This window comes from Sphingobium sp. MK2, from assembly GCF_040170545.1.
Taxonomy (GTDB): Bacteria; Pseudomonadota; Alphaproteobacteria; order Sphingomonadales; family Sphingomonadaceae; genus Sphingobium.
Window position 1 is genome coordinate 88,893 of record NZ_JAZDXA010000017.1, and the last position, 14,045, is coordinate 102,937.

Below are 14,045 nucleotides of genomic sequence, written 5' to 3' on the forward strand. Positions count from 1 at the left end.
AGTGCCAGCGATTGCAGGCCTTTTTAAGCTAGATACCGATGACCAGGAATTGGCGCGCGCCCAATTTCAGTCATTCTCCAAGCAGATGCCGCTGCTCTATATAATATTGGTATTCAATGCGATAGCCATCATGGTCGATTTCTTCCGGCCCGACATGCTGTTGAAGACATTCATTACGCCGCTCTTTATATGTGCGGTCGCGCTGATCCGGGCGGTGTGGTGGATGCGTCAGGCGGGCGGCCACCATTTTTCGGACGAACAGATCGTAGGATATATCAAACGCACATGCACCTTGGCCGTGGTGATGACCCTCGCGTTCGAATTATGGTGCATTTGGATCTATGACAGCGGCAATGCCTATGCGCGTGGGCATCTGACATTTTTTCTGGCGCTGACGCAGGTTAGCAGTGTATTTTGTTTGATGGCATTGCGAGCAGCAGCGATGCGCGTCGCCGCGGTAAGCACCCTTTCTTTCGCAATCTACTTCAGTTGGGTCGATCAGGGCCGGATGTTGGTGGAAGCGATCGTTTTAAGCTTTGTCGGTATCGGAATGATGGTCGTCACCCATCGATATAATCGCGATTTTTCTAAGCTCGTTCATTCGGAGCGCGATCTACGCGCCCGACAAGCGGAAACCGAAAAGTTGAGCGAGGAAAATCGCCGGATCGCATTCACCGATGCCCTGAGCGACCTGCCCAATCGACGCCAATTGCTCGCACAGCTCGACAAGGTCGAAGATCGGCGCAGCGACGCAGCCGACGGACTGGCCGTCATCTTCATCGACCTTGATGGTTTCAAGGACATTAATGATACGCATGGACATGAGGCGGGGGACTGCCTGATCCGTAGTTTGAGCGCTCGCCTTCGCGATCTGTGTCCGCCGCAAACCATGTTGGCGCGCGTAGGCGGCGATGAATTCGCGATACTGATCGAAACGCCCGGTGCCCTTGCCGTCGCGATTGATGTGGCGCGTCGGATCAGCGAGGAGGTTTCACTCCCCATATTGGTTGATCGTCACATATTGCAGGTGGGAGCCAGCATCGGCATTGCCGGCAATGCCGATGGCATGGTCAGTTCGCACGAATTGCTAAGGCGTGCCGATACAGCGATGTACCATGTCAAAATGTCCGGCAAGGGCGAAATCGCGGTTTACGACACGAAGTTCGACCAGGGGCGACGGCGGCGGCTGGAAATTGAAGCGCAGATCGGCGAAGGATTGGCAAATAAGGAGTTTGATGTCTTCTATCAGCCGGTCGTCGATGCCCATAGCGGCGCGATCGTAGCTGTCGAGGCACTTGTCCGTTGGCCACGGCGCGCCGCCGGACCGATTGATCCGCACCAATTCATCGAGATTGCAGAGATAACCGGGCAAATTCATCCGCTCGGACTGTTCGTACTGGATCGCGCCTGCCGGGACATCGGACCGCTGGGCAACGTCAAGCTGAGTGTTAACGTGTCGCCAGCGCAATTTCGCGATCCAGGCTTTGAGCGGGAGGTGGTGCATGTCCTGGAACAAACCCAATTTCCGCCTTCCCGCTTACAGTTGGAGATAACCGAAGGCTATCTTCTGTCGCATCCTGAACATGCCACACGCGCCATCAAAGCATTCAAGGCCCTGGGCATTTCCATTGCGCTGGATGATTTTGGCACAGGCTTTACGAGCATACATTATCTGCGAACTTATGGGTTCAGCCATGTGAAGATCGATAAATCCTTGCTAATCGGCCTGTTGCCTAGCAGCAAGGCAGCCCTGCTGGTCATGGGCGCGATCAACCTGGCGCGCGGGCTTGATATGCGTGTGGTCGCGGAAGGGGTCGAATATGAAGACCAGGCGGAGATACTGCGCGCATCGGGATGCGACGAGCTGCAGGGATATCTGTTCGGCAGGCCTATGCCCATGCTTGACCTTTTTACGGTCTATCAGAGCAATTTGCAAAATCGCACGCGCAAGACACAGTTCCTGCGATCTGTTTGAAGGGCGTTACATAGATGCCTGAGATGTACCGCCATGGGCGGCAGCATGCAGGCAGCGATGAATGTGGGTCGATATCATGTCGGCAGGGTGAAGATGATGGGCGCTGTAAACTCAATGCGCTCGCCGGGCAGTTCGGCGGGCACACGGGGGTAGGGTGAGGCACGACGCAACATGGCTTCGGCCTCCTCGTCCAGTATGATATTGCCCGATCCCTGGACCACGGCCCCTTCCAGCAACATGCCGGCGCGATCAAGCACGAAGCGGACCTGCACCTGCCCCTCCTCCCGTCGCATCCGGGCACGGCGCGGATATATTTTATGGGCATAGAGCCAGGAGCGCACCCTCGCAGCATAGCTGCGACTGGTGCCGGGAGGCGCTTTGACATCAAGGCCATCAGCAGCGCCGCGCCGTCCCGAAGAGAGAGCGGGTGGAGAGGCGGCTTGGGCCATTGCTGCATCAGCAGGCGGGATCGCGGCCGGGGCACCCCCGGCAGTGGATATCGCCTGTCGCTGTACCGGCATGGGGAGGGACAGGCGCGATGGCACGGCCACGGTCGGCTGCGCGACAGGAATGTCTGGCAATGACGACGGCACGGGCAGCGGATCGGCAGGCGGCATTGGCACAGGGGCGGGCGCGGACGGTGCCGCCATATCCGCCTCCGTCGCGCCCTGCTCGGTTCCCTTGGGCAGCGCAAGAGACAGGACCGTCAGCGCCGGCGATTCCCTGCGCGGCTCGACATGACCCATGCCAAGGTTAAGCAGTACCGCAATCAGCAGCCCGTTGATCAGCAGCGAAGCCGCCGCCGGTCCACCGATGCGAAAGGAATATGCCGCCTGCGCCATGGTGTCAGAACATGTTGGCCACGGTGAACTTGAAGCTCTGCCCCTCCGCTGCAAGCGCGGAGAGATGGCGGCGATATTGTTTGTCGAAGACATTATCCACCGCGATGCGGAACTCGAAGCCCTTCGCCGCGCCGCCCTGCGGCCGGAAAGCGAAGAAGAGATTATGGACGCTATAGCCAGGCGTCGGCAGGCCCGACCCGGCCGATGAAAAGGCACCCGTCGTCACCTTGTCCTGCCGTTCGGCAAACTCGCCGGTCCAGCCAACCGACAGGCCGGTAGCGGCATCGACATAGCCCAACGTCAACCGATAGTCGTTGGCCGGAATCGTGTTGAGATAATTATCCGTCAATTGGTCCTTGCCATCGACAAAGGACGCATTGGCGCGGGCGAAGAAACCACCCAGACCATATTCCGCTTCCACCTCGATACCCTTGAAGCGCGACCGGCCGATATTCTGGAAATAGGGGGTTCCCGATGTTGCCGCCCCCTGGATAATCAAATCCTTGACGTCATTGCGGAACAGCGTGGTCTTTGCCCGGAAACGGTCCTTCGCGCTCATTATGCCGTCGAAGGACAGGGTGAAGCCCGCCTCGATATTGTCCGATTTCTCCGGGCGCAAATCAGGGTTGGCGGGACGCCCCAGGGGTGCTGGGGTTGCCGTCCGCGTAAACACTTCATCGATGTTGGGCATGCGCACGGTGCGCGCTACCGATCCAAACAGGCCGATCCAGGGGGTGATGTTATAGAGCGCCGCCAGCTTGGGCGAAATGCCGCTATCCTTGACGCGCTCGGTCAGCGTCGTGCCACCAATGACCGTTGCACCGGGTTTCAGGTCGTTCCAGTCCACCCGGACACCTGGCATGATGGTCAGCTTGTCGGACCAGACGATCTCCAACTGCCCGAACAGGCCATAGCGGTCCATACTGCCTTCGGGATGGGTGCCCGCGCCCGGCGTGACCGTGCCGTCGAACGCCACGCGCGGGTTACGCCGTTCCTGTGTACTCCACTGGCCGCCCAGGATCAGGAAGGTCGTCCAGTCGCCGCCCATGGCGAACTCGCTGCTATTCTGGATCTTGGCCTGCCAGCTTTCATAGGAAAAATCGGAATAGGCGAGCGGACCAAGGAAGCTGGTCTCGGTCTGATGCACCTTTGACAGCGAATAGGCGACCTGGGCTTCGACATTGAAGATCTTGCTGCCGTCGAAGTCGTTGACATAGCCCAGCACGGCTGTCTTGTCGTGGACGCGCCGCCGCATCAGCGCCCCGCCCGTTGATGCGGATATCTGATCATAGACTTGCGGCGCATCGCTGATCCAGTCCTGATAGCTGGCCCAGATCGCATGTTTCTTGTTGCCGCCGATCGCCACGCGGCCCTTCACCAGCCAACTGTCGGACAGGGTGGCGGAGGCCGCTACCGTTTCGCCATTGCCGCTCTTATAATCGTCGCTGCGCCGGTAATTATAGCTGCCCAACAGTTCGACCCCTTCGACCGGCTGCACCGCGACAATTCCCGACAGGGTATGAGCCTGCGCATTGGTTTCGGTTGCGGCCTTCAGCCGCACCGCCAGAGGATCGCCTTCGGCAAGGAAATCCGACGCATCCTTGGTCGTGAAATTGATGACGCCCGCCAGCGCGCCCGCGCCATAGAGCGTCGAAGAGGCGGGGCCGCGCAGCACTTCCACCCGCTTGTAGAGTTCCGGCTCGCTGAACAGCGCGCCCATGCGATATTGTTCGTAGAATTTGGTCACGCCATCGACGGTCAGCAGGATGCGATTGTCGCTGTCGCCGATCGCCGTGCCGAGGCCGCGAATATTGAAGCCCTGACCCAATTGGCCGACGCCGCCCTGGACATTGACGCCCGGCATGGCCTCCAGCAGGTCGCCGATCGTCGTTGCCTGCATCTGGTCGATATCCTCCTGATCGAGCGTGCTGACTGCTTGCGGCGTGTCGATCGCGACCTTTTCCGTGCCTGCGGATATGACCATCCGGTCGAGAGTCATGCGGGTCGTTTCCGGCGCATCGGCGGTGACGTCCTGCGCCCATGCATGGGTCGGCGCGATGATCAGCGCGGTCCCCAATGCCAGCTTCACTTTGGTCTTCAACATCATATGCGGCCCCCTTCGGCAGTAAGGCGGGCGTTCACTCGCCCGATCGAGTTAACGCCTAGCAACAATTAATGATATTGCAAGTGAGTCTCATTAGATATAATGGATCATCAGAAAGGGGGATTTATGAAGATATCGCGATTCCATTCTGCCGCGCTGGCGTTGACATTGTTCAGCACCACCATGGCGCAAGCCCATATGCCCTATGTGCTACCAACCACGTTCGACCTGGGCGACAAGGGCGACCATGTCACTGTGCAGGCGGCCTTTGCCGAGGACGCTTTCCTGCCCGAAGTCGCCATGCGCGACGCGCCATTTCATCTGGTCGCGCCCGATGGCCGGGAAGTACCGACCGGCCCCGTCACGCATCTGCGCGACCTCACCGTCTTTGAAGCGGCCATTCCCGCCGACGGCACCTACCGGGTGACAAGCGGCCAGCGCGCCGGGCGCAAAGGCAAGATGTTCCGGCAGGGCGATAGCTGGACGATGCGCGGCGAAGGCGGCACGCCGCCCGCCAATGTCGAGCAGGTGGATGTGCAGAGTATGACCCTCGCCGAAGCCTATGTGACGCGCGGCCAACCCACTGACACGACGCTCAAACCCTTGGGCCGGGCGCTGGAAATCCAGGCGATCACCCATCCCAACGCTATCGTCGCCGGGTCAGCCGCCAGCTTCGCCTTATTGTTCGAGGGGAAGCCACTTCCCCAGGCGGACATCAGCCTGTTCCGCAGCGCTGGTCTTTATGACGGGCGCAAGGTCGTCGCGCAAATCAAAAGCGGTGCCGATGGTCGCTTCACCCTGACGCCGCAGGATGCGGGCACCTATCTCATCCTTGTACGCCATCGTGGCGCAGCCCCGGCCGGGTCCGAAACACCCTATCGCAGCTACACCTATACCCTGACCTTCGACGCGGCCTGATCGCCCCGTCCTACCTTTTCATCGGAGATAGTATGAAAATCCAGATTCCCCTCGTCGCTGCCCTGCTCGCCATGACCGGAAGCGCCGCCGCTGCCCCGCATGAAGGGTCCGCCTTCATCCGCGACTATGACGCCGACAAGGACGGACAGGTCACCCGCGCCGAATTTGATGCGGGGCGGCTGACCCGATTCAGGGCGACCGACACCAATGGCGACGGCTGGGTTTCGGAAGCCGAATATGTCGCGGAATATCGTGCCCGGCTGGAGCAGCAACTCGCCAGATCGGAGCGCAGCGAGGAAAAAAAGGCGGAGGAACGGCAACGCCAAATTCGTCAAACCCATGTCCGCTTCGCTGTACTGGACAAGGATAAGGACGGAAAGATGACCCAGACCGAATATGACGCATCGGGTGCCCGCGCCTTTGCCGAGCAGGATAATGACAAGGACGGAATCGTGACTGCGGCCGACGCAGCCGCCACCGCTGCGCGCCAGCTTGCCGCGCGCGAGCGGACCGATCAATAAACACCCTCAAGCCTGATCCACTTTGACGCTGCAAGTCAATACGACTGGATGCTGCGGTTCGGTGCCCGCGATCCAGTCGGCATGCTCGGCGGCAAATTGCGAGGCAGGCCTGGGACGATGGTCTTATCCTTATGCTGGCCCATATTCTGACCATCGGGTGCCGCAGCAATCAGGCGCACGGGTCGTAATTTCTGCAGAGTGACATTCACTAGCTGCAAACAGCTTATGTCATGCGATGTCGTCCAAAGGCCGCATGCTTATCCTCGCGGCGGCGACCGACAAGCATGCCGCGCTCCAGCCGAGCGCAGAGTGCGGCATAATAATCCGACAGGAAGCCTTCATCGTCCCCTTCGTCCGCCAGCCCCGCCTTGCGCCGGATGGTCGCCGCTACGGTAGCGATCGCGTCATCCCGCCCGCTGCGCAAAACCGTCTCCAACGTCTGCAATTCATAGATGCCATACAGGTCGAGCGCGGCGTCGCTGAAGACGCGGCATGGCTGCGCGGCGCGCGCCGCGACAAGATCCGTGCCCAATGCGGCGCGGACATTGAGGACGACCCAGGTGCCCGCCAACAGGTCGCCGACACGCAGCCGGTCTCGGTTGAAGAGAGGGAAGAAAAGGAAAATGCCTGTCCAACTCAGCGCGAACAGCGTGAGGAAACCGTCGGCTGCGTCCTGCGCCGCCTGCATCCCAAGGAAGGACAGCGGCAGGAACACCTCTATCTCGCGCAGCGCGTTGCGGGCGATCACCGCCCCGCCGGTCAATCGCCCGCCATCGCGCGCGACAACTCGCAACCCCAGCATCCGCTTGCCCGGTGTCGCGCCGCGTCCGCCCATTTCGAACAGGATGAACCAGCCGTTGCGCAGGACGAAGGCACCGATCAACCAGAGTATCTGGACGACTTCGCCGCTTCCCCCGGTAAGGCCGAGCAGGGCGATCGCAGTGGTCGCCAAAATCAGGCTGAGAAGCAAGATCAGCATGTCGAGGATGAAGGCGGACGCGCGTGTCCCTGCGCTCGCCAGTTCCAGGCGCAGGTCCACGCCCTCAGGCGTGACGAAGCTGCGCCGCAGCGACCGCGGCGCGCGGGGCTTGCGGTTACGCCACCAGCGCATCGCGACCCTCTCGCCGACGCGGCAGATAATAATAGGCCAGCCACCCGGCCAGCATGGCCAGGCCGATGCCATAGCGCATCGGGTCGGACTGGACCGTTTGCCGTCCTATCCCTTCAAGCATACCCGCGACCAGCAACATAAGCACGACCCCGGCCATGACAATTGCAGCGCGACGTCCTGCCCGCACCGCGGCCTCGACACGCTCCTCGCGGCCGGGAAAAGCGATGGCGGTCCCGATCTTCATCCCCGCCGCACCGGCCAGGATGATGGCGAACATCTCGGTCGAACCATGGATGGTGAGCCAGCCGAGGAAATTGAGGCCCAGTCCCTTCTGGGCGAACAGGCAGAGCATCGCGCCTAGAGTGAGGCCGTTATAGAGGAGCAGCAGCACGGTCGGCACGGTAAAGGCGAAGCCGAGCGCGAAGGCGAAGATGGCGACTTGGCTGTTATGGGTGAAGAGATAGGCGGCAAAGGTGGCGAGGCCACTCCCCTCCTGCGGCCCATAGATGGTGGCACGCAGCGCTTCGGTGCTGGCCGACGGGTCGCGCCCGCCCGACATCGCATCGGGAATGATGCTGTAATACCAGCTCGGATCGCTGGCGACCAGCCACCAGCCTGCGGTGACGCCCGCGATAGTGAAGATCAAACAGGCCAGGGTTTCGCGCCACAAAGCCTGGACTCCGAGTGGCCAATCTACGGCCAGAAAGCGACCAAGTTGGCGCAGCGCCGTATCGGGCACGCCGTATAACTGAAAATAGGCGCGGGTGCATAATTGTTCGAGATAGGTGACCAGCGCGCGGTCGAGCGAGGTTTCGCGCGCGACCGACAGAGACGACAGCGCCGAGCGGTAGAGTAGCGGCAGAGCGAGAATATCATCCTCAGACAAGGCCCGGACGGATCGCTTTTCCATGCGGATGATAAGCTGATCGAGCCGCTCCCACTCCGCCTCATGCGCAGCGCGGAAGCGGCTGGCATTGACCAGCGGCGCGGCTGCGCCTTCGACCAAGGCGCTCACAGCAGGTTCCTCCGCTTTAGATCGACATAGCCCTGCACCAGCCGGTCGGCGACGCGGTCATGTTCGGCTTCGATGACATGGGCGCCGAGGTGACGCAGGCGAGTCAGCACGATCAACCGATCCTTGAGCAGCGCAGCAGCGGTGACCGCGCGCGTGACATCGTCGGCGCTTTGCGGGCGGCGGTCGAGGATCGATTCCAGTTCCTCGTCGCGCAGCACCACGACCAGCAGCAAATGCCTTTCCACCAGCCGCCCAGCCGCGCGGACGAGGAACTCGGCAGAGGTGAGATCGGTAAATTCCGTGAACAGGATGATCATCGACCGGCGCGTCAGCCGGGTCGCCAAATTGGTCAGCGCATGGGTATAGTTGGTTTCCTCGCCGCTATAATCGATCTGCGCGGCAAGCCGTTGCAACTCGCTGAACGCCGCCGCGCCCGACACCATTCCGCTGGCGATGCGCGGGCGCGAATCGAAGGCGTGGAGCGCGACACGATCCCCCAGCTTGAGCGCGACCCAGCCAGTCAGCAACATGGCCGAGACAACCCGGTCGAGTCGACTGAGCCCCGCGACCGGCTCGCTCATCTGTCGACCAGCGTCGATGGCGAAGACGATCTGGTTGTTGCGTTCGGACCGAAACTCCTTCGCATGCAGCTTGCTGTGGCGAGCCGACTGCTTCCAGTCGATGGCCCGCCGGTCCATGCCGGCATGGAATTCGACCAGCACGTCGAAATCCGCGCCGTCGCCACGATCGATTTGCGCCATCAGACCTTGAAGCGCATGCCGCTGAAATATCTGCGCCCCACGTTCGTGTACCGGGCGGATGTCGGGCAGGATCGGCATGGTCGCATCGAGCGGCAGGCTGTGCTGCTTCCAGACCAGACCCAGCGGCCCGCGCCAGCGAAGCCAGGCGCGGGCGATCCGCGCGGTGCCGCGTCGCGCCGCGCGCAACGGGATGGCGGCCACGCCCCGCCCGTCGGCCAACTCGACCCACAGGCCGTCCTCCTCCTGTTCCAAAAGCGGCCCGCTTCCTAACAGCAGTTGCGCGCGGACAGGCGCGGCACCGGGGATGGTCACGCTTGCCCTGCCGTCCACGGTCGCGCCGACGCTGGCGGTTCTTGGCAAATCGAGTGTCAATTGCGCCTGTGCCGACCGTGCGCCCTGCAGCGCGTCGGCCAGCGTCGCCAGCAGCACCGCGATCGGCCACGCCAATGCAGCATACCAGCGGCCCGGCACCATCAGCGCAACCAGCAAAGTCACAGGTGCGCCGGCCGCCGCCGTCCAGATCGCGGTGCGGGTCGGATAGATCATCGGGTCAGCGCGGTGCCTCGATCGTCTCGATGATGCCGGTCACGACATCCTCGATGCGGCGACCGTCGATTTCGGCGGCAGGCGACAGGATCAGGCGGTGGCGCAGCAAGGCCGGGGCAAGGGCTTTGACATCGTCGGGGATGACGAAGTCCCGCCCATCAAGCGCCGCGCGGGCGCGCGCGGCCCCGGCCAGCATAGCGCCAGCGCGTGGAGACGCACCGCTTTCCAGATCGGCCACATCGCGCGTGCCGCGAATGAGGCCGAGAATATAATCCACCACTTCTTCGACCAGCAGCACCTGATTGACGACGCCGATGGCTTCGCCGATGCGCGCGGCATCGGCGACGGGCACGACGCCCCATTCCTGCGGCGTCATCGCATGGGTCCGCGCGCCGTGGGTGGCGATGATGCGCCGTTCCTCCGTCGCGCTTGGATAATCCACGCTCTGCTTGAACAGGAAGCGGTCGAGTTGCGCCTCAGGCAAGGGATAGACGCCTTGCTGCTCGATCGGATTTTGCGTCGCCACCACCATGAAGCGGTCGCTCAGTGGCAGGCTGTCCCCATCAATGGTAACGGTGCGTTCCTGCATCGCTTCCAGCAACGCCGCCTGCGTCTTGGGCGGGGTGCGGTTGATTTCGTCGGCCAGCAGCAATTCGGTGAAGACCGGTCCCCGCGTCAACGTGAACTGGCTGGTCTGGAAATTGAAGAGATTGGCACCGACGATGTCACCGGGCATCAGGTCGGGGGTGAATTGGATGCGCCCGAAATCGAGGCCGAGCGCACGCGCAAAACTATGCGCGATTAGCGTCTTGGCGGTGCCTGGCGGGCCTTCGAGCAGGATATGCCCGCCTGAAAACAGCGCCACGAGCATGAGGTCGACCGTCGCCTCCTGCCCCACCACGGCGCGCGCCACTTCCTGGCGGATCGCCTGGCCCAGCGCCTGAACTTCGGTCACATTCACTTGGCTTTCTCCCCCTGCCAATCATGCAGCGCCTGCGCGGCTTCGAGCAGGCTATGTCGGTCGCTGGCCGCTTGCACCGCCTGCGCCAGGTCGGTGAAGCGGCGCTGCCCCTTCAAACTATCAAGATGCTGATCGAGCGCGCCGTCGCGCAGCCGCGCAGGCACGCCGAAGGCGCGCGCCGCCCGATCGCGAATGGCCGCGGCATAGCGACCGCCCAGCCGCGCCTCGCGGCCCGCCTTGCGGATCAGCAGCGCACTATTGTCGACCAGCGCCGCCTTGCCCAAAGCGACCGCGCGCGTCCGGGGACGCGGCGGGCCGAAGCGACCAAAGGCATGAATGCCCGCCAGCAGCAGCGCCGCCAAAATGGTCAGCGTCATCGCCAGGAAAGGTGGCTCGAACAGCAATTTAAGCGGGCTGCGCGAATGGCCAAGCCCGTTCAGCGAGACATCGAAGGCGATGCCTTCGGCCCCGGTGCTGTTCATCCAGTCGAGCAAGGCCAGCGCCGCGCGCGCCTGGGTCACATCCTTCATCCCGCGATTGTTGAGCAGGTCGGGGTCTGCCAGCACATAGAGCGGTCCCTCGCCGACATGGCCCAGCACGATGCCGCCTTTGCCATCCGTCAGCAGGGGCGTGAGCTTGCGCCAGCGATCGTCCTGCTCTTCATTGTCGCGATCAATGCCGGTGATGACCTGTATCGGACGCGGTTTCCAAAACCGACCCGGCACGCCTTGCGCCGTCAGTACCCCGCCGCCGCTGCGATAGTGGCGCATGGTGAAGCGTACGCCCGGCGAGAGGACGCCGATCGGTTCGGACAGCGGCAATATGCCTTGATAACGCGCCCACCCCTCATGGTCTTCATCTCGAACGGTGCGCCATTTGGGCAAAATGAACAGGGTGGGCCGACTGGTCCGCTGGGTCAGCGCCTCGCCGACGTTGATGCCGCTGTTTTCCGGCGTGACGACCAGCAGATCTTCGGTGTCGAAATCGCGCGCGCTGCGCACGATGCGCGGCTGCCGCCCGGTCGCCTCGGCCAAAGCGACCAGTCCCGCATAGCCCGTCACCGCATTGGACAAGGCATGTCCGCCACCATTGCGACCCGACCGCAGATCCGGCGCATAGGCACCCAGCACCAGCATCGCCGCAAAGCCTGCAATGCCGATCGCCAGCATCAACGCGACGGGGCGCCCACGAAACAGCGTGGCGTCGTTCGCCGGGCGGCCAAATGCAACGTCGCTCATGCCGTCCAGGTCCGGCTTTGCGCGAAATCGGCATATGCACGGCGGCAGCGGTCCCATTCGACAGCCGCGATCGGGCGGCGGCCAAATAGGCTGCGTTCCACGGCTGCGGCAATCTCTGCGAACAGGCGGCGCGGCGCAGCGGGAACGCCCTGCACAGTAGCGAGATCGCGACTGGTAAGCGCCGGGCGGACGATCTGCGGACGGCGGCGAGACAGATCCTCGACGCTGCGCAAAAGCAGGTGATGCACAGCTTCCGCATAGCGCCCCTGCGCGGCCAGCGCGTCGGCTTCCTCCAGCCAGGCGCGCGCCGGTGCGGCATCGGGGGTCCAGTCTTCGTCAGCCGCGACAGGAACGGCCACCGCGCGGCGACGCAGGCGCGGCAGTCGCCAGACCCCGTGCCGGATGCGATCGACCGCCATCCACAAAAGGAACAGCAGCAGCGCCGCGATCATAGTCCACAGGAAGATGCGGGCATAGGGCGCGTCAGGCATAAAACTGCTGATCCAGCGCAGGAAGCGGCCGACCGGCGCCAAGGCCTGCTCCAGCCATTCGCCCAGCGCCTTCAACCAGGCCGGAGGCGGCTGCCGTGCCGGCACGGGCAGCAGGTCAAACTGCACGTCCCCCTCCGCCCGCAACGCACGATGCGCTGCGGCAAGTTGATCGTCCGCCTTCACTGCTGGTGCGGCCATGCCCAGATTACCCCCGTCACGCCGGACCCTAACGCCTCGTCGCGGCGGTGCAAGCTATTCAAAGGGTGACAAAGTCTGTCGGATGAGACAGCATTGGCAACAAGTCCATCAATCGGGGGATATCACAATGGCGACGCGGGCAGGTTCGAGAGAAGAGCAATCCTTTTCCATCGGGGCGGTGTTGAGCCGCGCGTTCGGTACATTGGGTGATAATCCGATCGCGACCTTCGGCATAGCTTTCCTGCTGGGTGCCGTGCCGCAATCGCTCTACACCTATTTCATCGGGGCCACGCTAACGGTGACAGACCGCACCAGCACGGTCGGTGCCGTTGCCGTGTCAATTGCCTCCTTCGTCATCTTCCTGTTGCTGTCCATGCTGGTGCAGGGCGCGCTCGTCCGCGCAACCCTGGCTTATGCCGAAGAGCGGCGCGCCAGCTTCGCCGAATGCCTGGGCACCGGCCTGACGATGGCGGTGCCGCTGATCGGCCTTACCCTGTTGCTGATTCTGGGGATCATGGCGGGATTCATCCTGCTCGTCGTGCCGGGTATCATGCTTTACATCATGTGGTCGGTCGCCACGCCCGCTCTGGTAGCAGAGAAAAATGGCATATTTTCCGCCTTTGCACGCAGCCGATATCTGACCAAAGGCGCGCGCTGGAAGATTTTGGGGCTGCAATTGCTGCTGTTGGTTCTGGTAACGCTGCTGGCCATAGTACTGGGCATCATCATGGCGACGGGCGGTATGCTATCTGCAGCAACGGCCGACACATTGGCGCTATCGCCGCTCTATCTGATATCGACGGCTATCACCAATACGCTGATTATTGCCTTCTGGAGCACGGCGCAGGCCAGCCTCTACGCCGCGCTGCGCAACTGGAAAGACGGCCCCCAATCGTACGACCTAGCCGACATCTTCGCATAAATTCCACTTAGAGACGGGGACGCCCCTCACGCTTGGTCCGTGCCCGTTATTTCGCGGCAACTTTCAAAGCTTGTTTAAGGTCGCGATTTTGCGCCGATGAGGTCCTTACCATTTTTGTGATGCGCCAGCGAGACTGTTTGCGCGTTCCCGGACAGTTTGGCGTCTGGGTTAGAGTCAGGACTCATTGATTAAGGCTTGTGGGGATTCATCGTGAGTTGATGACAGCGGCGGCGAGGTAGATCATGGCTTCGAAGCTTTGGTCGGTTTTGCAGGCGCGCATGGCGATGCGTTTGAACTCCTTAAATTTGCAGAAGAAGTTTTCGATGAGGTGCCGCCATTTGTACATCTCGGCATCAAGCGGGATCGGAATGGCGCGTCGCGGGTGCTGCGAGATGACGATTTTGGCACCACGCTCGTTGAGTTCGGCGATGATGTCGTTGCT

General features: G+C 62.2%; 13 protein-coding genes. 4 read left to right on the forward strand and 9 right to left on the reverse strand.

From position 1 onward, the window contains the following. Position 1 precedes the first annotated feature (1 nt). The gene (locus V2I08_RS10100; protein ID WP_349634985.1) at positions 2-1,975 is read left to right on the forward strand and encodes an EAL domain-containing protein; all 1,974 of its coding nucleotides are present in this window, start codon (positions 2-4) and stop codon (positions 1,973-1,975) included. Between the two features lie 74 nt (positions 1,976-2,049). On the opposite strand, the gene V2I08_RS10105 is transcribed toward V2I08_RS10100, so the two are convergent. Next, a complete protein-coding gene (locus V2I08_RS10105) occupies positions 2,050-2,817 on the reverse strand; it encodes an energy transducer TonB (protein WP_349634986.1) in 768 nt (255 codons plus the stop codon). A gap of 4 nt (positions 2,818-2,821) precedes the next feature. Next, positions 2,822-4,924 carry a TonB-dependent receptor domain-containing protein gene (locus tag V2I08_RS10110; protein ID WP_349634987.1) on the reverse strand — a complete coding sequence of 701 codons (2,103 nt, stop codon included), beginning with the start codon at positions 4,922-4,924 and terminating at the stop codon, positions 2,822-2,824. 123 nt (positions 4,925-5,047) lie between these two features. Here V2I08_RS10110 and V2I08_RS10115 point away from each other — a divergent pair, with 123 nt between their 5' ends. Both V2I08_RS10115 and V2I08_RS10120 read left to right on the forward strand, forming a co-directional pair. Beyond that, positions 5,048-5,839 (forward strand): DUF4198 domain-containing protein, encoded by a 792-nt coding sequence (locus V2I08_RS10115; RefSeq protein ID WP_349634988.1) that lies wholly within the window; start codon positions 5,048-5,050, stop codon positions 5,837-5,839. A gap of 32 nt (positions 5,840-5,871) precedes the next feature. Next, complete coding sequence (locus tag V2I08_RS10120; RefSeq protein ID WP_349634989.1) at positions 5,872-6,360, forward strand: hypothetical protein; 489 nt, start codon at positions 5,872-5,874, stop codon at positions 6,358-6,360. Positions 6,361-6,583: 223 nt separating this feature from the next. Here V2I08_RS10120 and V2I08_RS10125 read toward each other — a convergent pair whose 3' ends face one another. Genes V2I08_RS10125 through V2I08_RS10150 form a run of 6 tightly spaced genes read right to left on the reverse strand, consistent with a single transcriptional unit; the run spans position 6,584 to position 12,681 of the window. Continuing rightward, positions 6,584-7,471 carry an RDD family protein gene (locus V2I08_RS10125; RefSeq protein ID WP_349634990.1) on the reverse strand — a complete coding sequence of 296 codons (888 nt, stop codon included), beginning with the start codon at positions 7,469-7,471 and terminating at the stop codon, positions 6,584-6,586. Further along, complete coding sequence (locus V2I08_RS10130) at positions 7,455-8,486, reverse strand: stage II sporulation protein M (protein ID WP_349634991.1); 1,032 nt, start codon at positions 8,484-8,486, stop codon at positions 7,455-7,457. The genes V2I08_RS10125 and V2I08_RS10130 overlap by 17 nt, the downstream gene beginning before the upstream one ends. Further along, entirely contained in the window at positions 8,483-9,793 is a 1,311-nt protein-coding gene (locus V2I08_RS10135) for a DUF58 domain-containing protein (protein WP_349634992.1), read from the reverse strand. Before V2I08_RS10135 ends, V2I08_RS10130 begins: the two co-directional genes overlap by 4 nt. A 4-nt stretch (positions 9,794-9,797) precedes the next feature. Continuing rightward, on the reverse strand, positions 9,798-10,754 hold the full coding sequence (locus tag V2I08_RS10140) for a MoxR family ATPase (RefSeq protein ID WP_349634993.1): 957 nt from the start codon (positions 10,752-10,754) through the stop codon (positions 9,798-9,800). Then, the gene (locus V2I08_RS10145; protein WP_349634994.1) at positions 10,751-11,992 is read right to left on the reverse strand and encodes a hypothetical protein; all 1,242 of its coding nucleotides are present in this window, start codon (positions 11,990-11,992) and stop codon (positions 10,751-10,753) included. Before V2I08_RS10145 ends, V2I08_RS10140 begins: the two co-directional genes overlap by 4 nt. After that, the gene (locus V2I08_RS10150) at positions 11,989-12,681 is read right to left on the reverse strand and encodes a DUF4129 domain-containing protein (protein ID WP_349634995.1); all 693 of its coding nucleotides are present in this window, start codon (positions 12,679-12,681) and stop codon (positions 11,989-11,991) included. Before V2I08_RS10150 ends, V2I08_RS10145 begins: the two co-directional genes overlap by 4 nt. A gap of 127 nt (positions 12,682-12,808) precedes the next feature. Here V2I08_RS10150 and V2I08_RS10155 point away from each other — a divergent pair, with 127 nt between their 5' ends. Continuing rightward, entirely contained in the window at positions 12,809-13,603 is a 795-nt protein-coding gene (locus V2I08_RS10155; protein WP_349634996.1) for a hypothetical protein, read from the forward strand. A gap of 205 nt (positions 13,604-13,808) precedes the next feature. Here the strand turns inward: V2I08_RS10155 and V2I08_RS10160 are convergent. Beyond that, on the reverse strand, positions 13,809-14,045 hold a 237-nt coding region (locus V2I08_RS10160), incomplete at its 5' end, for a transposase (RefSeq protein WP_349634997.1).

Excerpts from the sequence above, each read along its gene's own strand:
- V2I08_RS10105 (WP_349634986.1), bottom strand. The coding sequence starts at position 2,817 with ATGGCGCAGGCGGCATATTCCTTTCGCATCGGTGGACCGGCGGCGGCT.
- V2I08_RS10110 (WP_349634987.1), bottom strand. The coding sequence starts at position 4,924 with ATGATGTTGAAGACCAAAGTGAAGCTGGCATTGGGGACCGCGCTGATC.
- V2I08_RS10115 (WP_349634988.1), top strand. The coding sequence starts at position 5,048 with ATGAAGATATCGCGATTCCATTCTGCCGCGCTGGCGTTGACATTGTTC.
- V2I08_RS10120 (WP_349634989.1), top strand. The coding sequence starts at position 5,872 with ATGAAAATCCAGATTCCCCTCGTCGCTGCCCTGCTCGCCATGACCGGA.
- V2I08_RS10125 (WP_349634990.1), bottom strand. The coding sequence starts at position 7,471 with ATGCGCTGGTGGCGTAACCGCAAGCCCCGCGCGCCGCGGTCGCTGCGG.
- V2I08_RS10135 (WP_349634992.1), bottom strand. The coding sequence starts at position 9,793 with ATGATCTATCCGACCCGCACCGCGATCTGGACGGCGGCGGCCGGCGCA.
- V2I08_RS10145 (WP_349634994.1), bottom strand. The coding sequence starts at position 11,992 with ATGAGCGACGTTGCATTTGGCCGCCCGGCGAACGACGCCACGCTGTTT.
- V2I08_RS10150 (WP_349634995.1), bottom strand. The coding sequence starts at position 12,681 with ATGGCCGCACCAGCAGTGAAGGCGGACGATCAACTTGCCGCAGCGCAT.
- V2I08_RS10155 (WP_349634996.1), top strand. The coding sequence starts at position 12,809 with ATGGCGACGCGGGCAGGTTCGAGAGAAGAGCAATCCTTTTCCATCGGG.